Raw genomic sequence first — 24,361 nt, 5'->3', positions numbered from 1 at the left:
GACCACATACCCCGTCACCATGCCCTTTTCAATGAAAACAGGCCAAACGCAACGAGGTAAACGGAGCCGGCCAGAAGCAGCGATACTGTGAAGCCGTAGTTGAACGCGACCAGCAGGATGACGGTGGATCCAACCACGGAGGCGGCGCCGTTAACGGCAAATCCCCAGTCGATCAGATCCTTAACGCGAAGCGTACCCTTCGGAAACGGCATGCCCATGAGAAAGCCCAGTGGAAGAACCATCCCGGCCGTGACAGACATGCGCAGAGACATTGGTGTGCCTGCCAGCGCCGACGAGATCCACTCGAACAAGAGCACGTCAAGGAACAGCCATGCGGCGATTCCAAGAAACGGCAACGCGTCAGGCACTCGATCGGCGAAGCGGGATCCGATACCCGATCCGAGCAACAGTGAGAGCAGGATGACTGCAATGCTGTAAACAGACGGACCTACAAACAGCGTGTATTTCTGTATCAAGACAATTTCGATAGCCATGAAAGCCGCGCCGATAGCAAAAAAGTACAGCCATGGGGCCGCCCGCAGCTTTCTCGCTGACAGGGCGTACGGCAAAAGATTGAGAGGAATCACAAGGACGATAACCGTCGCGAGGATCACCACGATGATGAGGGTGGAGAGGGGAAATCCAAAAAACTCGTACGGAAGCACTTTGTCGAGTGCAGCAGAATCGAAATTGCGCCACAGCCCCATCTGGGCGATATACGGACGGTTGTCGGTGGCCGGCGAGAGATCGATGTCGGCGTCCAGTGCGTGTGCGCGCCAACCGTCGCGAACGACCCGGTTGATGAGATTTTCGGAGAGCGAATCAGCCGCCGGATACAAGAGATGTAATGCTTCGTGTCTGTCCGGGGTCAGAGCCCCAAACGCGTAGTATCGGATCGAATCGGTAAGGGGGCGTTTAGAAAGCAACAACAGGTTTCGGCGCATGGCCGGAAGATTATAGACCGCGAAATGATCTCGCGGCGAGTCGACTCCCGCAGCCGCCAGCGCGTCGACCACCTCCGAGACCATGCGTGGCATGTAGAACTGATGTTCCATCGTAAGAAATCCGGAGTCGGACAGGGCATACCAGTAGTCGCGAAACGCCTCGGTGGTGAACAAGTAGTTCTCGGCCAATGCGAAGGATCCCGAAGCCAGCGCCGCCCACGTATTTGAACTCAGTGAGTAAATGACGTCGAACTTTCCGGGATAACGCCGCACATAGGCGCGCGCATCCTCGGTTGCCACCACCACCCGAGGATCGCGATAGATATAGCCGGAGAACTCGGCCAGAGACATGGCGCTGGTCGGCGCGGGATTGTCGTTCGTCGCCGAATCAGAGTCTGCAGCGTCGTTTCCAGTAGCCGGTTGGAAATAACCCGATAAATCGTCCTCGAGCATCATCCGGTTGACATGCGGTATAACCTCCACGGCGTGAATTTCAGTGGCTCCCGCCTGCAACGCCTGGAGGACATCCGATCCTCCCCCTGCCCCGAGCGACAGAAACGTACACGAATCGAACTGTCCTATAAGCCAGGAAACGTCGATTCCAAACTCGTACCGCAACGAATCCGGCCGGTCCCAGACGCCGTCGAAACGATAGACAGGCGAGTTTGCGATGTTGTCGATATTAAGGCCGCGATAATCCTCGCTGAAGCCGTATACCTTGATCTTGGCCGTCGCGTCCCAATGCTTGTAAATAACCGGAGCCGGTTCCGGTCGTGATAGCTCGAGCACCTGGTCACCCCTGACGCTGAGCGCTATCGCGCCGGTGGCCAGCAGCACTGCCGTTATTCTCCACGCCCCGCGAGCGGCAAGGAGCGCCGCCGTCAGCGTCGGGATAACCAGCAGGAATACCGCCTGCGGCGTGCCGATTTGGTTCATCATGAACAGCGCCACCACTACACCGCCGCCCGCCCCCAGCAGATCAGCCATGTACAGGCGCGGCATGTCCTGGTGATTGTGCTTGAACAGGATCGCCAGCGCAATGCCGCCGAACAGAAAGGAAGAACTGAGCAGGACGATCGCGATGACCAACTTCCCGATCATCTCCCAGCCGGCAAACAGTGCCGAAAATTTCAGTCCGAGCGCGAAGACCGCCGGCGGACCCGCCATCGAGGCTACAGCCGTAAGTGAAAGGTACACCCACAGGCGCTCTGGTCGGTCGAGGCTGCTGCAAAGCCTCACCAGCAGTCCCCCGATACCGAGACCGAGCATGGCCAGCGACAGTACGAGAAACGCAAAGGTATAAAAGAACTCTGCGGACAGAACGCGCGTCCAGGACAACTCCTGTGCGATCAATGACAGCGATAGCAGGGAGATAATCAAGAAACGGTGTCGTATCATGGACAGACCCTTCCCGGCGAACAGTGGCTGCGGGGTGTCGATCACCCCGGTCTGTTTCGAATACGAAATTTGCCGAGACCGGGTTGTGAAAAAATGGTCTAACCGGTCGATTTATTGCAGTCGAGTTCTCAGGTCGCTGGGGACTCGCGTACTCAGTCTGCGAGGGACTAGCGGGATGCGCCGAAGACGATGGCAGAGAACTTGTAGATCTCCGCGAACTTGTCCTTCCAGCTGTTTTTACCGAGACCGGCCTTGAGACAGGTCTGCTCCAGAAACTCCGTGACGTCCCAGCCGTGTTCCGTCGCGACCTGCGGCAGTAAAAGCCCGGAGTGCCAGTCGAGCTTGATCATAAGGCCGTCGCGCCCAACCACGATCTGATTGATGTCACGAACGCGCTCCAGCTGCGACAACACCGAAATCTCGAATTCCAGCCGGTCGAATTCGGATTCGGCAACGGGTTCGAAACGGGGATCCTCGAATGCCGCAGCGATTGCCATGTCGGCAATCAGCTTGTACAGCGGCTCGCGACCGCGGATCTGCCCGATACAGCCCCGGAGGCTGCCGTCTGTAGTCAGCGTGACGAATGCCCCCTGTTCGAAATCAAGTCGAGCGTTCGGCAGAGGTGTGTATTCCGTATTTTCAAGGCGGGCTCGAACAGCGTCACGTGCAATCCGCAAAAGCGTCGCACGGTCGTCATCGGTCAGCTCATCCGCTGTGCGCGGTCGCGCCTTCAACATTCCCATCTCGGATTGCACCTGCCTCGGCTTCTCAGCGGTGATGATCGCCGCCGAGAGGTAACCCACAACCTCGTCGAACTGACCGGTGGTCTCTCCCGATGTCGAGTAATCGAGGAAACGGACGGTCCGCCCGCCAAGCCGCCGTGTGGCCTGCATGACCGCAGCCACGGGACCCCCACCGCAGGCTTCGCCTTTACCGGTTTCGAGCGTTTCGATCAACCGGTCAGGATCGTATTTCTCGATTGCCTCCTGCACCGCGCGGTCGAGCCGCCGAGCCTGCTTCTCCGTGTGAAAATGCGATAAATCGGTCGAGGCCACGACGAGGACATTGCGGCCTTTCAGCGCCGATCCCAGCGTCTCCCCCAGAGCCCGGATCGAATCTTCCTCCTGGTCGCCCATCACTATTGCCACGAGCTTGAACTTCCCCAGCGCGATCTGCAGGAAGGGAAGCTGCACCTCGAGTGCATGCTCGCCACGCGTCGTTCCCGAGGCGTGACCCATGCTGGACAGATACACCAGCGGGTTGATGTCGGCTATCTTGCCGGAAAGCTCCTTGTCGATGGATACCACGCCGAGCGGCGTCTCGTAACCGTCGCCCTCGAATACTGAACACCCCTTGAAAAAGACCGTGTGGGACGGGGAGACGACCACAACCGTGTCGAACGATTCCCCCTCGAGCAGCTTGAACGCCTTGGCCGCGACCCGACCGGAATAGGGGTAACCGGCATGCGGTGCAACCAGTCCAACCAGGCTGCCGTCAAGCGCTGCCTTGTCGACCTCGGCATAAAACCCGGCGATCGTCTTGGTCAGTTCGACGGCGTTCGAGGGGTAGAAGGTCCCGGCAACGGCGGGTTTTCGTATTCTGGTTACAGGCGCTTCCATTCCGATTGATTCCTCGTGCTCTCGCGGCTCCAAAGGTAGAGTATTTTGCCTCGCTTGTCAAACGAGTGTAAGGAGCATCTGTTCCCGTATTAATCGGCATAATCCGAAATGGCTGCATGACCTGTCCAGCTGGCAAGGGGGCATGCGGTCTCCACGGGCCGCCCCGCGCAGGAATCTATGCGTTGCTAAGAGCTGACAAACCCGGCGTCATGATGTTGCCGAGGTTGTCTTTGCCCGCCCCGGACTCCCGGACTTGGCGCCGTCCACCATTGCCGCCAGTGCCGAGATGATCCCCGACGCTTCGTACGGCAGGAAGACCTTGTTCGCGTCGCCCTGGGCAAGCTTGGGAAGCATCTCGAGATACTTCAAAGTGACCAGCTTGTCGTCCGGCTGGCCGTCGTGAATGGACTTGAACACGGTCAGGATTGCCTGCCCTTCACCCTCGGCGACCGTCACCTGACGATATTTCTCCGCGTCGGCCTTGAGCCGCACCGCCTCCGCAAATCCTTCGGCTTCGAGAATCTGCGCCTGCCGGGAGCCCTCGGCCTTGGTAATCTGCGCCTGACGAACGGCTTCGGCGTCGAGTATCGCCGCCCGCTTGTCCCGTTCGGCTTTCATCTGCCGCGACATGGCGTCCGTGATGTCCGCCGGAGGATCGATTCGCTGCAGTTCGATCCGGTTGACTTTCACGCCCCACTTGTCGGTGGCCTGATCCATCACGTCGCGAAGCTGCAGGTTGATGCTGTCGCGCGATGCGAGGCAGGCGTCGAGATCAAGTTCCCCGATCACATTGCGAAGGTTCGTCTGGGCCAGCTTGGTCGATGCCATAATGTAATTGGTGATTTCGTACTGCGCCCGGGCGGGATCGGTCACCTGAATGTAAATGATCGCGTCCACCTCGACGTTGACATTATCCCGGGTGATAACCAGCTGCGACGGAACATCGAGCACCACCTCGCGCATATCAACTTTCAGGACAACGTCGACAAACGGCATCACCATGTTGAGACCGGGGTCGAGTATACGCTGGAACCGCCCGAGACGCTCCACGAGCCCGCGCTCATACGGGCGGATTACGCGAATTGCGGATATCGCGAGTATGATCGCCAGGATGATGGCGACAACGATAAATATGATAACTGGATCCATCGTTATTCCTCTTGCAGCACGCTATTCTTTCGGTCGGACGTGGACTTTGACGCCGGAGACGGCGGTGATTACAACCCGGGCATGTTCGGCAATGGGCCTGTCGGCGCGGGCCACCCACACTTCGCCTTCAAACCGCACCTGGCCGTCAGCATCGGGATCGATCGCCTTCACCACCAACGCCTCGCCGCCGATCATGCGGTCAACATTCGACAACTGCGCCGGCTCCTTGGTGATTTTCTTGGCCAGTCGGCGCATCATCGGCAGCAGCACCACCGAGACGATGACGAAGATGCCGAGCTGCCAGTAGTAGCCGGCCGGCGAGCCGAGACTGTAAAGCGCGGCGGCCACCGCACCGGCGAAGAAGCTTATGAAAATCAGCGTGGGGGTGGCCAGTTCGATTATCAGGAAGATGGCGGCAACCGCCAGCCAGATCCAGAACATTGTCGGCATGATCCAACTCCGTGTGAGGGGAAACGACTCACGCAATCCCCCGGACTTTTGTCTTGGTATACCATAAACCCCGTCGTTTATTCAGACGGTGCCGTCGCGTAATGAAAGCCGGTGAAGTCTTGAAATGTCAACAAAAACGGGGCACCGTCATGCGAATTAACCCCCCTTTACCTGCGGGAGGGAAATGAACCGGAAGCTGTACCGGCGGTTCGCCGACGTATACGACGCCATGGGAGCCGACCGTTTCTCCATCGAAATGGCCGAGTATACCGTGAGCCTGACGCATCGGTTCGATATCGCGGTAGAGGACGCACTCGACTTGTGCTGTGGTACGGGCAGCGCGCTCGCGTTTTTCTCGCGCCGCAAGTGGCGCCTGGCCGGCGTGGACCAAAGCCCCGATATGCTGCGATTGGCCCGGAAAAAACTGGCCGGCACCGGGACCCGCCTATATCGCCGCCATCTGCCGACGTTCAGCATACCGCTGCCGAATGACACGCGACGCGGCAGAGGTTTCGATCTGGTCACCTCGTTCTACGATTCGTTGAATTACCTGCTCACGAAGTCAGATTTGAAAACCGCGTTTGTGTCGGTCCATGCTCACCTGAGACCGGGCGGCTGGTTCATTTTCGATATGAATACCCCGAAAGCACTGACCGTGCTCTGGGACGGGCATGTCTACGCCGACGCCCGCGACGATCTGGCGTGGGTATGGAAAAACTCCTACGATGAGCGGACCCAATCCGCTGACTGCGAGGCAACGTTTTTCGTCCGGAAAGGCCGACTGTGGGACCGCTTCACGGAAGTTCATACCGAACGGGCGTATCCGAACAGTATTATCCGGAAGTTGCTGCGCGAAGCCGGGTTTATTGTGCGTGCGATTTATCGATGCCGGACGTTCGAGAAACCAACCAGAGACTGCTACCGGATATGCGTGGTCGCGCGGAAGAAACGGTGAACTTAGAGGTACGTGAACGGCCGCTCGCTCACTTGCGATAGGCAATCGGGAGGGTGGACACAATCGTGCGTGGTACCGATTTGTGTTTTCTCCGCGGGCGGCGAATAGGTTCCGGAGTGCACTCTGTGTGCTCACGACCGTGAGCGCTCAGCTAGCTCGCTCAGGAGAACCCGCTGCCACAGCCACGAGCCCCGCAGCTCGGCGCAGCCGAACCGGATGACCCCATCGAGGACGAAAACACGGACAGTAGCTTCCGGGTCTCCGCCGACTTGCACTGCGGACAGGATACTCTGGTCTCCGAGTTGGGGACCAGTTCCTCAAACTTGTGGCCGCACTCGGCGCACTGATATTCAAACAACGGCATACTCTCGCACTCCTAATCGGACAGGGACGACACGGCCCCGAACAACGCCCCGGCGGTCATCGGAATCCAGGGGTTGCACATGATCATTCAGGTGGAGCCCAGGTAACGGTAGGCCATGGACAACCCGAACCCGAGCGCACCACCCACGATCGTATACAGGGCGGTTCTTTGTATTCTGCTTTTCATCGCCTCTTTCCAGGTCTATCCACGGGCTCCGGGCAGCACGGGTTACAACCTACACAACTTCTTCCATGACCTTCTTCAGGGTCGTCTCGACCTCGGTCGCCAGAGGCTCCAGCCCAATACCCGGCATCATCTGCGCGATCATGGTCGGTCGTGCCAGCGTGATGTATGTCCGGGCTCCGTCGGTATGAACCGTGAAGCGGCACGGCATGAACATGGCCACATCGACATCCTTCTGCAGTGCCTGGTGTGCAAACACCGCGTTGCAGACTTCGATAATCTTCAGCGGCCCGCGGGTGAGCCCCTTCTCGGCAAGGGTCTTCTGTACATCGTGTACCGCCAGCACCCGGAACTTATGTTCGGCCACCTTGTCTTCGAGCGTCGCCACAACATCAGCGAACGGCTTGACCGTGCCCAGCGAGTACGCCAGTTCAGTTTCTCTATCGGCCATGGCTATACCTGTGTTTACTCCTCTCCGATTAGATTAGAGCGTCACCGATTTGATTCAGCCTTATTCCGGATCGATCTCGAATCTCGTGATGACAGTGGTTTCTCGCGCTACGGTCTGACTCACCACGCAATACTTGCTCTCGGATAACTCGATCGCTTTGGCCAGCTTATCTTCGCTGAGATTCCTGCCGCGGGCGCGATACGTTATCTCTATTGTATGAAACGGCTTGGGATACTCGTCGTTCTGGTAGCCGTTGACTTCGATTTCCATTGACGTCAGTTCCTGCCGTTGTTTTTTGAGGATTCGCACGACATCGACTCCCGTGCAGGCCGCCATTCCAAAGAGCAGCAATTCCGTGGCCCGAAACCCGGACTCGTCTCCGCCCGCCGATTTGGCTACATCGGTGCGGAGCGTATGCCCGAACGAACCGGTTCCTTCAAACGCCACCCCCCCCTTCCAAACCATCTTCACCGTAACCATATCCCATCCCTGCCGTCAGTCGGCTGTCTCCCCGTGTCCAGTACTGGCCTTATAACCGCCCCATATGCTCGCGGAGTTCCTCCGTCGTGCCTGCTGGCAGATCACAGACCGAATTCCTGCAAACATACACCTTGCAGTCGCCGTTTGCAACCGATCGGCCGGCGAAAAGCGGAAGCTCAGCAGACCCATCGGCAGAGATTGCAACAACCCGGTTGGGCAAATACCGGCGATAGAGTTCCCCGAGCATCGCGCCACGCTGTGGCCCCTCACCGATCACTACCAATTCGATCCTGTCGCCGAGCCACATGTCGACTGCCGCCAGCGCCGATGCCATCGCATTGGGAATCCGCGCAATTGTTCCGGAAACCGCCCGAATCGCCGCATCGGCCTTCTGGCCAAACAATTCGACTCCGGTAAGCCGGTGAAGACGAAGCAGATTCATCATCATAACGGAGCCCGGGGCTGGAAGCGCGCCGTCGTGCTCGTCGCGCGGCCGCATGATAAGATCTGATTGTCCGTCGGGGCGAAGGCAGAACCGGTCCGACGCGTCCAGAAACAGGCGAATTGCCCGTTCCGCCAGTGTGCCCGCAAACGTTAGCCATCCGGCATTCTCACGGCTCGGGTCGGACTCGTACAGGTCCAGCAGACCCCGAACGTAGTAGGAGTAGTCCTCCAGGAATTCGCCGTCGCTGTATTTCCCATCCCGCCAGGAGTGGATGAGCGCGCCGTTCCGGAACAGCTCGTCCCGCACGAACGACGCGTTGGCCCGGCCGGCGTCCAGATAGCGGTCCATCCCACTGACCTGATATCCCCGGCACAGCGAGGAAAGGGCGAGCCCGTTCCACGACGTCAAAACCTTGTCGTCGGTAAGTGGTCGCACGCGCCGGGACCGGGCTTCGAAGAGAATGTTGCGGCACTCAGCCAGAAACATGTCGAAGTCTGGTCGCGGACTCTCCTGCCGTATCCGGTCAGAGGTCGTGTCGATATTCAGGATACTGTGTCCTTCGAAGTTTCCGCGCTCAGTTACGTTGTAGAAGGCGCAGAAATCCGCGGATTTTTCCCCAAGCAGCGCGTCGATTTCGGCTTTGGTCCAGACGTAAAACCTGCCCTCCACGCCCTCGCTGTCCGCATCGAGCGCCGAATAGAATCCGCCGCCCGGATCAGTCAACTCCCGCAAAATGAAGTCGAGAGTGCCTCGAATGATCTCAAGGTAAGACGGGTTACCCGTTATCTGGTAGGCCTCCACGTACGTGGCGACCAGCAGGCCGTTATCGTAGAGCATCTTCTCGAAATGCGGCACCAGCCACCGTTGGTCCACCGAGTAGCGCGAAAACCCGCCGCCGATCTGGTCATAAATGCCGCCCCGGGCCATCCCCATCAATGCCTTCTCCGCGGCCTGAAGGAACCGAAGGTCTCCGCTGGACCGGTAGTAACGCAGAAAGAGCGATAATTCGGTTGCGTGCGGAAACTTGGGAGCGCCTCCGATACCGCCATGGATCGGATCGGTCTGGCCAAGCAACCCTTCGGCGCCGCGACCGATTATCTCTCGGCTCAGGCCGCCGGGCGGGGCGCTCACCGCCAGAGCGGTGGAGATTTTCGAGAAAATATCCTCTGACGATTCCACGATATCGCGTCTCGATTCATACCAGGCCTTCGCAATCTCAGAAATCACACGAAGAAATCCCGGTCGTCCCATACCGTCCTGCGGCGGAAAGTATGTGCCGGCGAAAAATGGCTTAAGATCGGGCGTCAGAAAAACCGACATCGGCCAGCCCCCGCTTCCCGTAAGCGCCTGCGTAAAGGACATATAAATGTGGTCCAGATCGGGACGCTGTTCACGATCGACTTTTATCGACACAAAATGCTCGTTAAGAACTTCGGCCATCTGCGGATCCTCAAAGGACTCCCTTTCCATCACGTGACACCAGTGGCAGGCCGCATAGCCGATTGAGAGGAAAATCGGCTTCGTTTCCTGTCGTGCCTTCGTGAGAGCCTCTTCCCCCCACGGAAACCAGTTGACCGGATTGTGCGCGTGGGAGAGCAAATACGGCGAGTTCTCACCGATTAAGTGATTGGTAAACGGATGGTTACCGGACAAACTGGCTGACATAAGATGGTCCTTCCACTCTCTCACTGAATGGTGCTGCACGTGTCACTAAGACGGCCATGCCCATGACCGAATCAGGCCCGGGTTTCTCCGGCCGTCAAGGCCGCTGTGTCATCGGCTTCAAAACCGCGCTTTGGTACTCAACACTCACACGGTTACGTTGTTCGCCTGATCGTGAATCGAAAAGTACACAAAAAAGTGGAAGGAAAAATGGGCTCTCGTGTATATATTTTATAGTCGGATCCCGAACAACGCTTCAGACGCGGAGGGAAATCCATGTCAAATGCCATTCGTATTCTTTTGTGCCTGTCGGCGGCCCTCGCCACGATACTGGCCTGTTCATCGCAATCACCCACATCGATTGACACCCTCCCCGGCAGCGATCAGCTCACACCACATGACGGCCCTGATATCTCCGATCCCGATCCAAATGACAACCCAAATGATGATCCCGGCACCCATGGTACCGCCGGACTGACCTGGCACTTCGTGATTGACCCCGCGGCCAGCGGGTTCTATCTCGGACGCGACATTCTACCGACCGACGACTACGGTTGTATGGTCCTTGGGGCGCACCATGCGGGAGATGAACGGACACAAGATATCGTGTTGTACAGGTTTGACTCTGAGGGTCGCGTGCTCTGGACGCAGACATACGCCGGCCCCGGCGGGATAGGCGATTATCCCTACTCGTTGATTGAGACTGGCGACGGCAACTTCGCCTTTGCCGCGCTTATGTCCACCGGAAGCTTCGATATCTGCATCAACAAGGTCGATCCCAATGGGACTCTGCTCTGGCGAGCCCCGCTCGGGTGGTTTTTCATGAACTCCAATGCCGCACTTGCCGAGGCGCACGACGGGGGGTTCGTGGCAATCGGACGGTACCCGTCCACACAAGCCGATGGACGGATGGTGAAAGCGGACGCCTCCGGCAACGTCTCCTGGGCGCGCTCAGCCGTGGAAACCGGTCAGCAGGACTTCCGCGGTGTGGTTCGCTCGACCGATGGAGGGTATGTGCTGGCCAAGGTTTCGAACCTCGGTGATGCCAACGCCACCGATATGAAGATGCTCATGACCAATGCCGATGGCGACCTGCTCTGGGAACGGGACTTCGGCAAACCGGGAATGGATGTAGCCATGTCGGTCGTCCGCAACGGAGAGACCTACGTCATGGGCGGATGGACTCCCGGGAGCGGGGGTAGCGATGTCTGTCTCATCGCCGTGGACGGAAGCGGCAACAAGCTCTGGGAGGTGACCGACAATTCGGCGCTGCGGACCAGTTGCCTCGATATCGCCGTCGCCGCCAACGGTGACCTGTTGGTGGTCGGCTCCGAAAATCCGAATACGTGCGGTTTATTCGGCAAGATCATGGTGGCGCGATTTACGTCAACCGGCGCTATGCTCTGGCAGAAAACGTACACGCAGGGCGAGATCGGTTATTATCCGGCCATCGCCGAAGCGGCCGATGGTGGTATCCTGGTCGTATTCGATGCCGGACCGCAGATGCACGTCATGAAGCTCGGACCAAACGGACAACAATGAGCACAAGAGGTTCTGTCCGGCTCATATCTCGGTGTGTTGCTCTGCGTCGCCGCACTGCCATTGAAAGCTCTTGTTGGTTGCAGTCCGACGGCGATTTCGTCCGAGTGCTGAAAGTACGTATTGGCGCCCGATCCTGAACCAAGCGCCCTCCCGCCGCTCGTGTTCAAGCGCGCTCCGTGACGCCGGCGAACCGCCTCTGTATTGTATTGCCCGGCAAGCGCATAGCGAAATCTCAGTTTGATCTCAGATACTGCTCCCGTGCTTCCGATAATGTCGGGTAGATGGCTACCCGTACGAAATACCTGCCCGCCTCCCGGCGCTCCGGCTCCGCGCGTTCCTCGGCTTCCGCTCCGCAAACAGGAGTTCGTCGCTTCAAACGCGCCGTGATGGGGTATGTCTGGTTCATGCTCGCCACAGTAGGCGGCACTGTTTATCTGCAGTCCTCGCTGATCCTGTATCATGCCGCCGACATCTTCGTGCACTGGGGGACTATCCTGCTCGTTATTCCGCTCGCCGTCGGATACGTCATGCGGCTGGCTAAAGTCCCGTATGTCGGGTGGGTGCTGCTGATAGGCGCGATGTCCGCCGCCACCGTTGTGTACCCGTGGTATTTCGACTATTGGGCCGAACCGCCCCCGCTCTGGACTGCGATCGTCTTCACGACCATCACCGCCGGGGTCGCATCGATACCGCTTCTTCCGTACAAGCGGCTGGCCGAGGCGATCTGGCATTATCTGACGTACCGCAAGAGCGCGAAACGACGGACCAGCTCGTCGTCCGGTCGCGAACCGGTCTTCGGATCAGCCAAATACTCCGCGACTGTCGACACCCTTCAGCTGGTGATAGCGATCGCCTCGCTGCTGATCAGCCTGATCAGTATCGGCGTTCTCTCCATGCCGTAAGGGATATCCGGCGGTCGGCAGTGCCGTCAAATCGCAAAAACACCCCCGCCTCCGGGCGGGACATCTCGGGATAAACAAAAAACGCCGGAGGCTTACACCACCTCCGGCGTTGTCACGAAACTCGCCGTGCCGCGATTTACACAGACTATTTGCGCTTGGTGTAGGTGGCGGTCATGCCGGTGAACCAGGTCTTGCCGCCGTCAACCGAGCTTTCCATTGTCCAGTCGAACGAGGTATCCGTGAAGTTGTAGGAGGTGTTTTTCGTCAACATCTCCTGCCCCTGCCATATGTCGGTGCCGGTCATGATGCGCACGCCGTTTTCCTCGGTGCCGGTCATCATGCTCAGGCGGCACGACATGTTGTCGACCCAGACTTCCTGCCACTGCTTCGTTTCACGGTCATAGGTGGAGATGCTGAACCCTTTGAACGGCATACCCATCATCTCCATCTCGTAGTCCATGCGGATGGCGCCGCCGTCCAGAAAGTACGAGAAGGTGACCACTGCCGGCGCCTCCATCCATTCCACCTGCGCCGTGTCCATCTTCATCTTCGTGGCAACATCCCACGTGCCGATGATCTTGGCGGCATTTTTGATTTCCTCGGGCGGACCCATCGGGGGCATCCCACCCTCGCCCTGCGCCGGAACATCATCGGCAACCGCGACAATCGCACACACCGCGACTAGCGCCATCATCAGTACCATGACAGACCAACGTGCTTTCATGACGGACTCCCTGTGTGAAGGTGTTGATGGAATATTTTCGGTATTGCTTTGACTGAATGAGACTACTGCTTCGCCAGTGACAATAGGGGCCGATTGTGGTCCTGTCAAGTCCGATTTAGTCCGTCGGGCAACATGTGATATCACATTATCAGCGGACCGGCGCCGAACGCCGAATCGGTATCAACCCGCTGTCAAGAACGCAAAAAACCGTCGTACGATCATGCCTGCGTGTGACTTACAAGGAAATGGCTTTGTTTTGTCATTTTTAGGGGGTCCTCATTTTTCTTTTCTTTTCCATCGACGGATAGTACGGCGCCGTTGGATACTCCGATGGCGTATGGTGCGTTGATGTTGGCTGTGCCACTCATGATATTCTCCCTATTTCTCAGTCTGCGCGGGGCTGTTCGTAAAAGGGGGAGCTTCCACTTTTACCTCGGTGTTTGTTGTGAAAGTGTGGTGTCGGCGTGGTCGTCGTGAGCCGGGTAACGTGGGGCGCGGGTACGGGCGCTCTGCATAATACGGCCTGGGTCGCCCATCTTGCTATGGGTTCTCTTATTCGACCCTCGTCCTCTCCGTCGCGATGCACGTGTTTCCTCGAATCAATCCCCCTGCACTTTCGCTACACCATCGATGGAAATAACTTCGCTTCCCCCTATGTAGAGGTACTGCGGCGCAACATGGCGGCCGCGCCACCAAAAGAGGAAAACAAAAAAATGGGGGCCCCCTAAAAATGACAAAACGAACCTATTTCGCCGCAAGGTCCACGCGATCAAGCTTGTACAATGATTTTTTTGTTTTCGCGCGCGTGCGGGTTCGTGTCGCCCACCCGCCGTGGTGGGATCGAAGATCAAGTGGCGGTTTCCAAGACAGAACCGCCCTACGGGAAAGTGTGCGTGGTGCACGGGGACGTACACCACGCACAGGAAACGGCACGCACGAGATACATCACGCACAACCGCACGCACAGGATACAGCACGCACGAGATACACCAAGCACAGCCGCACGCACAGGAAACAGCAGGCACGAGATACATCACGCACAACGCCACGCACAGGAAACAGCACGCATGAGATACAGCAGGCACAGGAGCTGACCGCTGGCATTGCGCAGGATGTCAGTCGCGGTAAAGGTCGCGTATTTTTCTGGCGATCTTTTTCCACCTCGCTTTCTCGGCCAGCGCGGCCGAAATGTCCTGCCGCCGCATCTGAAACTGAATTTCGCGTTGCAGCTTGCGCCAGCTCTCGAACCGGTCGGGCGACAGCTCGCCGTTTTCAAGCGCGGCCTGCACGGCACAACCGGGTTCGGTGGAGTGACGACAATCACGAAACCGGCATCGGGCGGCAAATTCCTCGATGTCGCCAAAGGTCGCCTCGACCCCGGAGCCGTCGCTCCACAACTGCAACCCGCGCATGCCGGGCGTGTCGATCAATATGCCGCCGTCCGGCAGGAGGACAAGTTCGCGGGACGTAGTGGTGTGCCGGCCCTTGCCGTCGACCGCCCGCGTGTCGGTTGTCTTCAGGCGCTCTTCGCCCAGCAGGCTGTTGATCAGGGTCGACTTTCCGACACCCGACGAGCCCAGAAACGCCACCGTCTTTCCAACCGAGCAGTAAGGCCGGAGTTGCTCGAGCCCATCGCGATGCGCGGCGCTGACCGCGTGAATATCGACACCGACGGCCACTGCGCGGGTTTGACCGACTGCGGCGTCGATATCATCGCACAGATCGCTTTTGTTGAGCACGATCACCGGCGTCGCGCCGCTTTCCCACGCCAGCAGCACGAATCGCTCGATTCGGCGCGGACTGAAATTGCTGTCCAGTCCGGACACGAGGAAAACGGTATCAATGTTGGCGGCCAGCACCTGTGCCCGTGCCGGACCCTTCCGTGTGTCAGGAACACTTCGCCGGAAGGCGCTTCGCCGGGGAAGCACGGCCACGATCGTGGCGCTGAGCTCGGACAGCCGCGGCTCGATCGCCACCCAGTCGCCGACCGCCGGGAGATCCTCGTCATCGGCACTCTGGTGACGCATCTTTCCCGTAATGTGTCCAGTGAGCTCGCCGTGTTCGCACAACAACAGGTAGCGTTGTTTGTCCTGCCGTGCAACCCGCGCGGGCAGGGCGGAACTAAGGCCGGTGGACTCAAAGGAAGACTGGAATTCCTCAGTCCACCCCAGTATATGCAAATCCATGGTTATCTATCCCATTCAGTGGTGTTATTGCGGCGACGTCCGGTTTCCCGATTCAGATGGATACCGAGGATCGGATATCGCCCGATTGTTTTCTCAGGGTTATTGAGATGCTCCGGCGCAACGTCGGGCCGAGAATGACGCACAAAAAAAGTCTGCCGAGACGGCAGACCGCGAAGAGGAACTAATCGTCAATGACAATCAGTCGATCGGCCGGGACGGGCGAACGTCGAGAGCATCTCTTTCACGAGCGGCTTGCATGTACGTTCCTCCTTTCCCGGCAAAAAAGTCAGTGTGATTACAATCACTGGAAATATCGGCAGGAACGCGGTTTTTGTCAACAAAATCTCTCGTAACTCAGGGCAGGAGGCGGAAGGCGTTGAGGTGACGAAGAGGCTCCGCTTGTCAGCGCTCTAAACGACACCTGATGACGGTTTGCCGAGTGATGCAATTGATGCGCCGGCGGTTCGAATATTGGTCGGGCATTGGTTTTTGCTGACGACAGAAGCGGGCAGCGCGTATAATACAGAAGCGGCAGAAGCGATATGAACCACTGCTACTCAGGGAGGAGGGACCATGTCCGCCATGCACAATCAGTCCGATCGGCCGTCGGTTGTTCTACGACTCATCTTCGAAACCACCGGGGCTTTGCTGCTGCGGGATGTTACAGCTGCGCTCTACGGCGTGGAATTGCTGTATGATTTCGTGGCGCTTGCGATCGGCGACCATCACCCCGACTTTGTATTCGACGACCGCTTCTTTAAACGATCGGGGCGCCCGCTTGAAGACTCTGAGCTATTACGGGTCCGCAGTATAGTCACCGAGCCCGCGCCGGCGGTCGAACTCGATGCGGCGGCGTTGCCGACACTGGCCACCGCGCTGGTGATACGGCAACACGTGCGTTTCTGGGACGTGGACCGAGCGCGGCTCGGCCAGCTCGTTGAGGCGATGAGACGGAATGTCGACCGGCTGGACTACGCGGACACAGAGTTGATCGCGCGGGTCGAGCGCGCCGGATCCACCGAGACCGGATCGAAGGTCTTTCGGGGGATCCTTAGCGGCATGGAGTCGTTATCGCGCCGTATTGCGTTGCGCTCGGTTGACATCCACTGGTAAGGCGGCCGTATTTGCCGGTCGTTTACTTGATAGCGGCAAAGGCCCCGCGCAGGTCGATCAGCAAATCATCAACCGCCTCGATTCCCACCGAGAGGCGAATCAGGTTGTCGGTCACGCCGTGTTGTTCGCGCACTTCTTTCGGGATGGACGCGTGGGTCATGGAGGCCGGGTGGTTGATCAGTGACTCGACCCCGCCCAGCGATTCCGCCAGCACGAAGATCCTGGTGGACATGGCGAACTTTTTCACGCGCTCGAAGTCGGCGTTTTTGATCGTGAACGATACCATACCGCCCGGCAACTTCATGCCGTTGGGAATCGGCTGTCCATCGATACCGGGGTAATACACCCGCTCGACCATCGGCTCGCCTTCGAGGTACTCGACGATTTTCATCGAATTGACCGAGTGCCGTTCCATGCGGACGTGCAAGGTTTTCAGTCCGCGAAGCATCAGCCACGATTCGAACGGATTGAGCTGCGCGCCGACCGCGTACTGCTGGAAGTAGAGTTTTTCGGCGAGATCGCTGTCTTTCACGACCAGCACGCCGGCGATGAGATCGCAGTGGCCGCCGAGGTACTTGGACGCGGAGTGGTGGGCGATATCGGCGCCGAGATCGAGCGGCTTCTGGATATACGGGGTTGCAAACGTATTATCGACCGCGGTCCGAATACCGTGCCGCCCGGCGATCGCGGACACGCGCTCGATATCGATGAGATTCATCAGCGGATTGGTCGGCGACTCCAGCCAGAACAACCTGGTTTTATCGGTGATGGCCTTTTCGAAATCGGCCGGGTCGCGACCGTCCACATACGAAAAATCGATCTGGAAATTGCGCAATACGCGTTCGAACTGCCGCCGCGTGCCGCCGTAGAGGTCGGTGAGGGTGACGACGTGGTCGCCCGGACGCAGCAGACCGAACACGGCATTCATCGCGGCCAGTCCCGACGAAAAGGCGAAGGCGCGGGTGCCGTTCTCCAGCGATGCCAGCGTCTCCTCCAGCGCCCGACGAGTGGGGTTGGCCCAACGCGAGTAGACGTACCCGGACTCATCGCCGGGATACTCCACCCGGTAGGTGGAACTGGGGTAGATGGCGGTGGTCACTGACCGCGTGCCGTCCTCGGGAACCTGGCCGAGGTGAATGGCACGTGTTTCAAACTGCTTTTTTTTCAGGTAATCGCGCATGGAGTGTCCTATCAGGTTTATGTCCGCAGCCACGTGAAACGGCTGTCAGGCGAACCGGCCCGGCCGCAATGGAGTGGAAAGCATGTGCGATGGGCTAGTCCAAAAATCCCTTTTCCCGCATCCAGTCGTCGTTGTACATCTTGCTGATATATTTCGCGCCCGCGTCGGGCAGAATAACGACCATGGTTTTGCCGCTGTCGAGTTTTTTGGCGTGTTCCAGGGCCGCCCAGACGGCAGCGCCGGCGGATCCGCCGGCCAGAATCCCTTCGCGGCGAGCCAGCTCCCGTCCGAAGACAAACGAGATCTTGTCGTTGGCCTGATACATCTCGTCAATGACCGAGAAATCCAGGGCCTCGCAGAGCATGTCGTCGCCGATACCTTCGACGAGGTACGGGTGGGCTTCGGGCATACGCCGGGTTTTGAAATAGTCGTAGTAAACGGACCCCTCGACGTCGACAGCGACGACTTCACAAGCCGGATTCTGCTCTTTGAGGAATTTCGCGGTGCCGGACATCGTTCCTCCGGTACCGACACCGGCGACGAAGCAGTCGATCCGGCCAGCGGTTTGCCGCCAGATCTCCGGGCCGGTCGTCATGTAATGGGCTTTGATATTGTCCAGATTGTGGTACTGGTTGAGCATGAAGACATCGGGGCGGCTTTGGGCGATCCGCTTGGCGGTTTCGTAGTAGGAATTGGGATCGTCCGGCGGGACCGCAGTCGGGCAGACATGCACTTCGGCTCCAAAGGCCTTGAGGGCATCGACTTTTTCTTTGGACATTTTGTCGGGGATGGTCAGGACGGCCTTGTAATCATGGGCCGCCGCAAACATGGCCACGGCAGCACCGGTGTTGCCGGAGGTGGCCTCAATGATGGTTCCGCCCGGTTTGAGGGTGCCGGACTTGACGGCCTCATTGAGGATGTAGATAGCCATTCGGTCCTTGACCGACCCGGTTGGGTTAAGATATTCGGGTTTAACGAGAACGGTCGCGCGTATTCCCCGGTCGGCCGTCATTTTCCGGATCCGGACGAGGGGGGTTTCGCCAACGGTTTGGGTGATGTCGTCGACATAGAACTTTTTGGTCATTTTTGGTGTTACCCCGCATGTGACAGAGTGTGAGAAATAACAGCAACGCCAGTATTTTTGTTTTGCTTTTCAGCTTCGAAATTCGTTTTCATGTCAGGCTTGATCGGGAGCCGACCCGATCTGTCAGGTGGCCGGTCCGGCTGCGCCGGTCCGGCTGGGTTAACCTTGTGATGAGGTAATGCGTTATGAAATGCGCATTCTGTGAAGAGACCATATCCGGCAAGCCGGTCAAGCAGGGCGGTCAATATTTCTGCTCGCTTGAGTGTGCCAACATGGCGGCCGGTAACGGGTTCGACGACGAAGAGTATTTCGACGAAGACCCGGTTGACCTCGCTGATGACGATGACGATCGTTGACAGCTTCTCGTCCGTCGTGCGACATCCTCCGGCCGGCTCCTAATCCCGTGATATTCTGACCACCGTATACTTCAGCAGGCCAGCCGGTACCTGAATTTCCGCGGTCTCTCCCACCGCTTTACCGAGCAAGCCCTGCCCGATGGGTGATTTCACCGAGATGATATCGTTATCGATATCCACCTCATCGGGCGGGGCGATTGTATATTCTATTTCCTCGCCGTCCCGCTCGTCACGCACGACCACTTTGGCATACAGGTAGACCTTGTCGGAGGGGATCTGGTCGGTGTCGATCGAATGTGCCCGGGAGAGTTTGTCCTCGAGCTCGGCGATCCGCCGTTCCAGGTGCGCCTGCCGTTCTTTGGCGGCGTGATACTCGGCATTTTCGGAGAGATCGCCGTGTTCGCGGGCGCGTTTTATTTCGGCCACGATTTCCGGGCGATCCTCGAATTTCAGTTTTTTGAGCTCCTGTTCCAGTTTGCGGAGCCCGTCTTTGGACATGTAGATCCGTTCTGTCATAGTGGGTCTAATATAACGATCTACGCCCTGATTGCAACCGGTATCGGCCCGATCCTGGTTTCCGGCGTGGGGGCCGTGCACGTCCGGTAGACAATTCCGGTGTGTGCCGGTAGGATATACGTTCAGTGCAGGTTGACAATGGTCGACAAGAAGGCAGAGATGCGGATGCGGGCAAAGGGCTGTGTGGTGTGATCGCCGTCGATGTGACGGTGGTTTCGGATGAAGCGCACCCCCCCATCGAGATCGACAAACAAGCGACGGTCGACAAAGCCATGCAGGCCCACCGACAGGGCCGCCGTGCGTTCCACTATCCCGGTCGGAAACGGTTCGCTGTAGTCACCGTCGACATCGAACCACGGCGCCGTCCATTCGGCGGTGACCCGGCCTTGTCCCTGGCGCAGCAACGAACCGTTGCCGCGGACGGTGAGGTTCTCGTTCAGCCAGCGAATAACCGAGACGGTGAGTTCATCGTAGTCGTTTCCCCGCGCGGCGCCAAGGGGCCGGTCGTCGAGTGTGTACCGGTTGCGTGAGAGGATCTGGTTGAAGGTCCAGTTGGTCACGCGCGTATACTCGCACCTCAGGTCGGTGGCGGAGACCAGATCGGCCGCGTAGGCGCCGAGGACGATACCGTATTGGTCGGTTTCCTGATCACCCTGTTGTTTCTTTTCGATTTGAAAGTCATCGACAAACAGCTGGCCGTACAGCTTCAGTCCGAGCATGGGCTTCACGGTGAAGTCGAATCCGAGGGCGGTGTTGTCGTCGGCTCCTTCATTCAACTGCGAGCCGTGGAAGAAGATCAGCGGGTTGAGGTAAAACAGTTCGATTTGCCGGCCGGGGCCGCCAAAAATGACAGTTTCAAACGCCCCGATGCGAACGGCGTTCGACACATGCACGTCCAGCCGGTGTCCCGCGAAGTAGCGGTTTTCGAATTCGGCCACGCCGTCCCGCAGGGGTGAAAGACCATCCAGCCGCGCGAGCCTGTAGCTGAGGGTCAACGGTCCCCAGCGGTAGCGCCAGCCGATACCATCGAGACGGCTGTTTTCGGCCAGCACCAGCGAATTCCGGATTCCCCAGAAGGAAGCGAACCGTCCTGCAGTGGCCTGGAACGGACCGGCATCGAGATGCACGAAGGCGTCTTCGACGTCGCCGGCAAAACCGCGCCACACTTTGCCGTGGTAGGCAGGGTCTTCGGCCAGCGCCTCATCGAGCGAAAACGACCCGAACACAAACAGCCGGCGGTTCGGTTGTCCTGCCAATCCGGCGCGGAGAAACTCAAAACCGGTACCTGGTTCTTTTCGCGCAAATCCGTAGTTGCCGCCGGCCAGCGTGAACAAACTGAGCCGATCGTCGGACATGTCGGCGAACCCGTCAAACGGCCCGGAGAGGAGGAATCCGCTGTCGAGCGCGTGGGGTCCCAGTTGCCAGTCGAATCGGGAGTCGCTCAGCGCTTCGACGCGTTCCCATCGGTCGTAGACGACGCCGTACTCCGGCTGGCCGACGGGAAGGACGCCGGCGAAGATCGACGGGTGCGTGAGGGCGATTACGAGTATCGAGCGGGTGATCGTGTTTAACCGGAATGAGGACATGGCGTCACCGTCTACATGCCGGACCCTTTGAGGACGGCCGGAATCGTTTTCACGAGGATGCGCAGGTCATTAGAAAGCGACCATGTGTCGATGTAGCGAAGGTCGAGTTTCATCCACTCTTCGAAATCTATCTCATTCCGCCCGTTCACCTGCCACAGGCAGGTGAGTCCGGGTTTGACCGAGAGCTTTCGTCGCTGCCAGCCGTCGAATCCGACCACTTCGCGCGGGAGCGGCGGGCGAGGTCCAACAAGCGACATGTCTCCCATCAGGACGTTGAAGAATTGCGGGAGTTCGTCCAGCGAGTACTTGCGGAGAATTGCTCCGACTCGGGTGATGCGCGGGTCTCTTCGAATTTTAAATACGGGTCCGGACATTTCATTACGTTCCTGCAGGCGGTGTTTGATCCGTTCGGCATCCTCGCACATCGTGCGAAACTTATAGAGCTGGAACGGCCTGCCGTTGAGGCCGGCTCGCACCTGCTTGAACAGGATCGGTCCGGGGCTTTCCCACTTGATCAGGGCGGCGCACGTGAGCATGATCGGGGCGGAGACAATAATGCCCACTACCGCTCCCAGTTTGTCAATGACGCTTTTGGCCAGCAGTGCGACCCGGCTCTCGGGTGTGGCGCGAAGGATAAGGGCCGAGCGCCCCACGATTTCACCGGCGTTATACTGCCCGATGGTCGCGGTGTAAATGTCCGGAAGAATGCACACCGGGATGCCCATCTGTTCGGACTCGGCGATCAGGGGTCGGGTTGCAGCCAGTTGATCCGGTTCGACCGCCAGCACCACCGCGTCGACCTGCCCCCCGCCGACTTTGACTCGAAGCTGATCGGGAGTGCCGACCAGCGGGATATCACGGTAGCTCCAGAGCCGGTCGTGGGAATGATCGAGAAAGCCCAGTATCGTGAAGCTTTTGTCGAGCGAGTCGAGGAGAATATCGGCCGCCTGGCGGGCGCGTGGTCCGGTGCCAATGACAAACACCCGTGTGGCGGCCCCGACCGGCTGCGCGCCAGGCCGCTCGTGTGCGATCAATCTGGTCCCGAGGTACCATCGCGCCACCTGAACGCAGGCGTTCAACAGCAGCAACCCGCCGGTCATGATCGGCGGAATCGGCGGCTGGAGGCAGTACACCGCAGCAAGCGTCCCGACGGACGCTTTGATTTCGAACCGGAGTACCGACCACAATGAATGGGAGAGTCCGACTTGTCCGAGCAGACGCCGTGCGCCGGTGAGTCGTCCGATGGTCCAGCGAACCGCGGCGAATCCAAGCGGTCCAAAAAACAACCACGCCGGGTTATCGGTGACTGACGACAGCACGGTCACCGCCAGCAGAGCAGCCAGCGCCATATCCATCACATCGCCGCTCAGCGCGCGGACGAGCTGGGGACTCAGCAGCAGTCGGGGGGTACGCTCGCGCCGCCGGCGGGCCCGCGAGGCCACCAGCGTACGGGAGTCTAATGAGCCGGTCCGTTCGCAGCGGTGGATGCGGCGAGCAGGCAATCGACGTATCGGTTCTCGGGCGCGCACCGAATCGGGCGTCTGCATCCGAGGCTGATTGTCCGTCGTTGTGGAAACGCTCATGTCTGTTTCTCCACTTCGGTCATCTGTCTGACAATCCCTGTCCGGCTAGACCGCTTTTTCAAAGTTCCGCGTTCCATCATCACCGCTGGAAAACGGTTTCGTCTTCCCGAACGCGCGGCGCGGCGGTGGATCGCTCGACGACACGCTCGGAATCGAACGCCTCGGCATGTCGTTCCTGTTTTCCCGTGCGCAGCCGCATGAGTCGTTTGTCGATCGTATCGATGCGATAGTAGTCGAGCGGCATGCGGCGAATGGCGTTGAGCAGGGAGTCGTTGTTCAGCGGTGACTGGATGGTATACCGTACGTAGTTTTTGAGTTCCGGGTACCCGTCGAGATTGCGCATGTCGATTTTCGCACGGGCGAGCGCGTTGCCGAACCGGGTGGGATCGGCGACCCGCAGCAGCAGGAAGTCTGCCGGAGAGATGCGGCTCTGGACGCCGATGGCGTTGAGTTCGCCGGACAGGCGAAGGGCTTCATCGTTGACCATTTTGACGCGGAGCGCCCGCGCTTCGCTGTTTTCAATCGTCGTAGACAAGATTCGGTACAGCGTGACGGTGAAGGTCTGTGCGCGACGGAAGTCATCGAGTCGTCTTACGAGCGCCGGCGACGCCATGATGTAGCCGGATTGGGACGAGGCGATACCAAAGGCGGCTGTAAACGAGCGCACAATCGCGATGTTGTCGTGCGACGCCAGTAAGGATGCAGCGCTGATGTTGAAGAAGTCGAAATAGTACTCGTCGATCACCAGCAGACCGCGCGGTACGGCACGGGCGAGGAATTCCAGATCGGCGCGGCCGAAATTCGAGCCGGTCACACGGTTGGGATTGGCCACATAGACGGTTTCCCGGCCGGTCGCGCACAGCGACGCCAGACCATCGGGATCGGCCGCAAAGGGAGAGATTCCGAGATGTTCCTGGACGGTCATGCCGGCGCGATCGGTTGCGAGCGCGATGCCGGGATCGGCGTGGCCCGCCACCAGTACCCCGGCCGCACTATGGTGAGACAGGCGGAACAGGGCAGTAAATGCATCGGACATTTCGGCGAAGGGAATGATGCTTTCGGGTGAGGTCACGGTTGAACGCGTAATCGCGGTGACGAGCGACTGGATGCGCTCGTCGCTGATGGTGCTGACGACACTCATGACGAAATCCTTTCGGTTGATTCGACATCCCGGCGGGAAGCAGGCAGGCGGTGTGCGGATAGCTCGCAGCGGGCGGCAGTGAGTGCCCGGCCGATGGGGTGTTGGTACCGATCCATGGTAACCTCCGCGTGTGACTTCCCGGTCGACTTAACGGTTCTTCCTACGTGTTCGCATTGCAAGCCCGGTGCCGATCTGTTTGATTTCTGAACACGGGAGCTAATCGATTGATAATGATGTGGTTGTGTGTGAATCGGGCCGGCCCCGGGGAGGGGGCGATGCGGACGGATCGGGGCTTTCTTTCCTCACACGCGGACAAAATGTTCCCAAAGAAAAACCGCCGGGGCGGCT

Annotated in this window: 22 protein-coding genes; 5 read left to right on the top strand and 17 right to left on the bottom strand. The window is 58.8% G+C overall.

The annotated features are described in order from the left end of the window. Positions 1–14: 14 nt before the first annotated feature. From RBT76_09345 to RBT76_09330, 4 genes are all read right to left on the bottom strand, one after another. Positions 15–2,342 (bottom strand): hypothetical protein, encoded by a 2,328-nt coding sequence (locus tag RBT76_09345; GenBank protein ID MDX9857983.1) that lies wholly within the window; start codon positions 2,340–2,342, stop codon positions 15–17. A gap of 167 nt (positions 2,343–2,509) precedes the next feature. Then, entirely contained in the window at positions 2,510–3,961 is a 1,452-nt protein-coding gene (amrB, locus tag RBT76_09340; GenBank protein MDX9857982.1) for an AmmeMemoRadiSam system protein B, read from the bottom strand. Between the two features lie 207 nt (positions 3,962–4,168). Then, positions 4,169–5,110, bottom strand: coding sequence for an SPFH domain-containing protein (locus RBT76_09335; protein MDX9857981.1), 942 nt, complete (start codon positions 5,108–5,110; stop codon positions 4,169–4,171). 21 nt (positions 5,111–5,131) lie between these two features. Then, positions 5,132–5,560 (bottom strand): NfeD family protein, encoded by a 429-nt coding sequence (locus RBT76_09330; GenBank protein ID MDX9857980.1) that lies wholly within the window; start codon positions 5,558–5,560, stop codon positions 5,132–5,134. Between the two features lie 184 nt (positions 5,561–5,744). On the opposite strand from RBT76_09330, the gene RBT76_09325 reads away from it, so the two are divergent. Further along, positions 5,745–6,515 (top strand): class I SAM-dependent methyltransferase, encoded by a 771-nt coding sequence (locus RBT76_09325; GenBank protein ID MDX9857979.1) that lies wholly within the window; start codon positions 5,745–5,747, stop codon positions 6,513–6,515. 160 nt (positions 6,516–6,675) lie between these two features. On the opposite strand, the gene RBT76_09320 is transcribed toward RBT76_09325, so the two are convergent. The 4 genes from RBT76_09320 to RBT76_09305 form a co-directional block, all read right to left on the bottom strand. Continuing rightward, complete coding sequence (locus RBT76_09320) at positions 6,676–6,879, bottom strand: zinc ribbon domain-containing protein (GenBank protein ID MDX9857978.1); 204 nt, start codon at positions 6,877–6,879, stop codon at positions 6,676–6,678. Between the two features lie 235 nt (positions 6,880–7,114). Further along, positions 7,115–7,513, bottom strand: coding sequence for a DUF302 domain-containing protein (locus RBT76_09315; protein MDX9857977.1), 399 nt, complete (start codon positions 7,511–7,513; stop codon positions 7,115–7,117). 60 nt (positions 7,514–7,573) lie between these two features. Further along, positions 7,574–7,993 carry an OsmC family protein gene (locus RBT76_09310; protein MDX9857976.1) on the bottom strand — a complete coding sequence of 140 codons (420 nt, stop codon included), beginning with the start codon at positions 7,991–7,993 and terminating at the stop codon, positions 7,574–7,576. Positions 7,994–8,042: 49 nt separating this feature from the next. Then, on the bottom strand, positions 8,043–10,103 hold the full coding sequence (locus RBT76_09305) for a thioredoxin domain-containing protein (GenBank protein ID MDX9857975.1): 2,061 nt from the start codon (positions 10,101–10,103) through the stop codon (positions 8,043–8,045). A gap of 273 nt (positions 10,104–10,376) precedes the next feature. On the opposite strand from RBT76_09305, the gene RBT76_09300 reads away from it, so the two are divergent. Both RBT76_09300 and RBT76_09295 read left to right on the top strand, forming a co-directional pair. Further along, positions 10,377–11,642 carry a hypothetical protein gene (locus tag RBT76_09300; GenBank protein MDX9857974.1) on the top strand — a complete coding sequence of 422 codons (1,266 nt, stop codon included), beginning with the start codon at positions 10,377–10,379 and terminating at the stop codon, positions 11,640–11,642. A 281-nt stretch (positions 11,643–11,923) separates the two neighbouring features. Further along, a complete protein-coding gene (locus RBT76_09295; GenBank protein ID MDX9857973.1) occupies positions 11,924–12,544 on the top strand; it encodes a hypothetical protein in 621 nt (206 codons plus the stop codon). 145 nt (positions 12,545–12,689) lie between these two features. Here the strand turns inward: RBT76_09295 and RBT76_09290 are convergent, their stop codons facing one another. The 3 genes from RBT76_09290 to rsgA all read right to left on the bottom strand — a co-directional run bounded on the left by RBT76_09290 (position 12,690) and on the right by rsgA (position 15,454). Further along, positions 12,690–13,268, bottom strand: a complete 579-nt coding sequence (locus RBT76_09290) for a DUF1579 family protein (protein ID MDX9857972.1) — start codon at positions 13,266–13,268, stop codon at positions 12,690–12,692. 218 nt (positions 13,269–13,486) lie between these two features. Next, the gene (locus RBT76_09285; GenBank protein MDX9857971.1) at positions 13,487–13,636 is read right to left on the bottom strand and encodes a hypothetical protein; all 150 of its coding nucleotides are present in this window, start codon (positions 13,634–13,636) and stop codon (positions 13,487–13,489) included. A gap of 747 nt (positions 13,637–14,383) precedes the next feature. Next, complete coding sequence (gene rsgA, locus RBT76_09280) at positions 14,384–15,454, bottom strand: ribosome small subunit-dependent GTPase A (protein ID MDX9857970.1); 1,071 nt, start codon at positions 15,452–15,454, stop codon at positions 14,384–14,386. A gap of 573 nt (positions 15,455–16,027) precedes the next feature. Between rsgA and RBT76_09275 the strand changes: the two genes are divergently transcribed. After that, positions 16,028–16,567 carry a hypothetical protein gene (locus tag RBT76_09275; protein MDX9857969.1) on the top strand — a complete coding sequence of 180 codons (540 nt, stop codon included), beginning with the start codon at positions 16,028–16,030 and terminating at the stop codon, positions 16,565–16,567. 22 nt (positions 16,568–16,589) lie between these two features. On the opposite strand, the gene RBT76_09270 is transcribed toward RBT76_09275, so the two are convergent. Together RBT76_09270 and RBT76_09265 are read right to left on the bottom strand one after the other, a co-directional pair. Next, positions 16,590–17,747 (bottom strand): PLP-dependent aspartate aminotransferase family protein, encoded by a 1,158-nt coding sequence (locus tag RBT76_09270; protein MDX9857968.1) that lies wholly within the window; start codon positions 17,745–17,747, stop codon positions 16,590–16,592. 94 nt (positions 17,748–17,841) lie between these two features. After that, positions 17,842–18,831 (bottom strand): cysteine synthase family protein, encoded by a 990-nt coding sequence (locus RBT76_09265; protein MDX9857967.1) that lies wholly within the window; start codon positions 18,829–18,831, stop codon positions 17,842–17,844. A gap of 185 nt (positions 18,832–19,016) precedes the next feature. On the opposite strand from RBT76_09265, the gene RBT76_09260 reads away from it, so the two are divergent. Next, entirely contained in the window at positions 19,017–19,187 is a 171-nt protein-coding gene (locus tag RBT76_09260) for a hypothetical protein (protein MDX9857966.1), read from the top strand. Positions 19,188–19,226: 39 nt separating this feature from the next. Here RBT76_09260 and greA read toward each other — a convergent pair whose 3' ends face one another. The 4 genes from greA to RBT76_09240 form a co-directional block, all read right to left on the bottom strand. Beyond that, complete coding sequence (gene greA, locus RBT76_09255; protein MDX9857965.1) at positions 19,227–19,703, bottom strand: transcription elongation factor GreA; 477 nt, start codon at positions 19,701–19,703, stop codon at positions 19,227–19,229. 122 nt (positions 19,704–19,825) lie between these two features. Beyond that, entirely contained in the window at positions 19,826–21,289 is a 1,464-nt protein-coding gene (locus RBT76_09250) for a capsule assembly Wzi family protein (GenBank protein MDX9857964.1), read from the bottom strand. A gap of 11 nt (positions 21,290–21,300) precedes the next feature. Beyond that, positions 21,301–22,872, bottom strand: a complete 1,572-nt coding sequence (locus RBT76_09245) for a sugar transferase (GenBank protein MDX9857963.1) — start codon at positions 22,870–22,872, stop codon at positions 21,301–21,303. Positions 22,873–22,951: 79 nt separating this feature from the next. Then, on the bottom strand, positions 22,952–24,013 hold the full coding sequence (locus RBT76_09240; protein ID MDX9857962.1) for an aminotransferase class I/II-fold pyridoxal phosphate-dependent enzyme: 1,062 nt from the start codon (positions 24,011–24,013) through the stop codon (positions 22,952–22,954). Positions 24,014–24,361 lie beyond the last annotated feature (348 nt).

The organism is Candidatus Zixiibacteriota bacterium (genome assembly GCA_034003725.1).
In the GTDB taxonomy this organism is placed as follows: Bacteria; Zixibacteria; MSB-5A5; order GN15; family FEB-12; genus WJMS01.
The sequence above is the reverse complement of the archived record's forward strand: the minus strand, read 5'-3'. Positions and strand labels throughout refer to the sequence as shown.

Coding starts and splice junctions, on each gene's coding strand:
- RBT76_09240 (MDX9857962.1), bottom strand. CDS start 24,013: ATGAGTGTCGTCAGCACCATCAGCGACGAGCGCATCCAGTCGCTCGTC.
- RBT76_09245 (MDX9857963.1), bottom strand. CDS start 22,872: ATGAGCGTTTCCACAACGACGGACAATCAGCCTCGGATGCAGACGCCC.
- RBT76_09305 (MDX9857975.1), bottom strand. CDS start 10,103: ATGTCAGCCAGTTTGTCCGGTAACCATCCGTTTACCAATCACTTAATC.
- amrB (MDX9857982.1), bottom strand. CDS start 3,961: ATGGAAGCGCCTGTAACCAGAATACGAAAACCCGCCGTTGCCGGGACC.
- RBT76_09265 (MDX9857967.1), bottom strand. CDS start 18,831: ATGACCAAAAAGTTCTATGTCGACGACATCACCCAAACCGTTGGCGAA.
- RBT76_09315 (MDX9857977.1), bottom strand. CDS start 7,513: ATGGCCGATAGAGAAACTGAACTGGCGTACTCGCTGGGCACGGTCAAG.
- RBT76_09325 (MDX9857979.1), top strand. CDS start 5,745: ATGAACCGGAAGCTGTACCGGCGGTTCGCCGACGTATACGACGCCATG.
- rsgA (MDX9857970.1), bottom strand. CDS start 15,454: ATGGATTTGCATATACTGGGGTGGACTGAGGAATTCCAGTCTTCCTTT.
- RBT76_09290 (MDX9857972.1), bottom strand. CDS start 13,268: ATGAAAGCACGTTGGTCTGTCATGGTACTGATGATGGCGCTAGTCGCG.
- RBT76_09300 (MDX9857974.1), top strand. CDS start 10,377: ATGTCAAATGCCATTCGTATTCTTTTGTGCCTGTCGGCGGCCCTCGCC.
- RBT76_09250 (MDX9857964.1), bottom strand. CDS start 21,289: ATGTCCTCATTCCGGTTAAACACGATCACCCGCTCGATACTCGTAATC.
- greA (MDX9857965.1), bottom strand. CDS start 19,703: ATGACAGAACGGATCTACATGTCCAAAGACGGGCTCCGCAAACTGGAA.
- RBT76_09310 (MDX9857976.1), bottom strand. CDS start 7,993: ATGGTTACGGTGAAGATGGTTTGGAAGGGGGGGGTGGCGTTTGAAGGA.
- RBT76_09295 (MDX9857973.1), top strand. CDS start 11,924: ATGGCTACCCGTACGAAATACCTGCCCGCCTCCCGGCGCTCCGGCTCC.
- RBT76_09330 (MDX9857980.1), bottom strand. CDS start 5,560: ATGCCGACAATGTTCTGGATCTGGCTGGCGGTTGCCGCCATCTTCCTG.
- RBT76_09320 (MDX9857978.1), bottom strand. CDS start 6,879: ATGCCGTTGTTTGAATATCAGTGCGCCGAGTGCGGCCACAAGTTTGAG.
- RBT76_09260 (MDX9857966.1), top strand. CDS start 19,017: ATGAAATGCGCATTCTGTGAAGAGACCATATCCGGCAAGCCGGTCAAG.
- RBT76_09270 (MDX9857968.1), bottom strand. CDS start 17,747: ATGCGCGATTACCTGAAAAAAAAGCAGTTTGAAACACGTGCCATTCAC.
- RBT76_09275 (MDX9857969.1), top strand. CDS start 16,028: ATGTCCGCCATGCACAATCAGTCCGATCGGCCGTCGGTTGTTCTACGA.
- RBT76_09285 (MDX9857971.1), bottom strand. CDS start 13,636: ATGAGTGGCACAGCCAACATCAACGCACCATACGCCATCGGAGTATCC.
- RBT76_09335 (MDX9857981.1), bottom strand. CDS start 5,110: ATGGATCCAGTTATCATATTTATCGTTGTCGCCATCATCCTGGCGATC.
- RBT76_09345 (MDX9857983.1), bottom strand. CDS start 2,342: ATGATACGACACCGTTTCTTGATTATCTCCCTGCTATCGCTGTCATTG.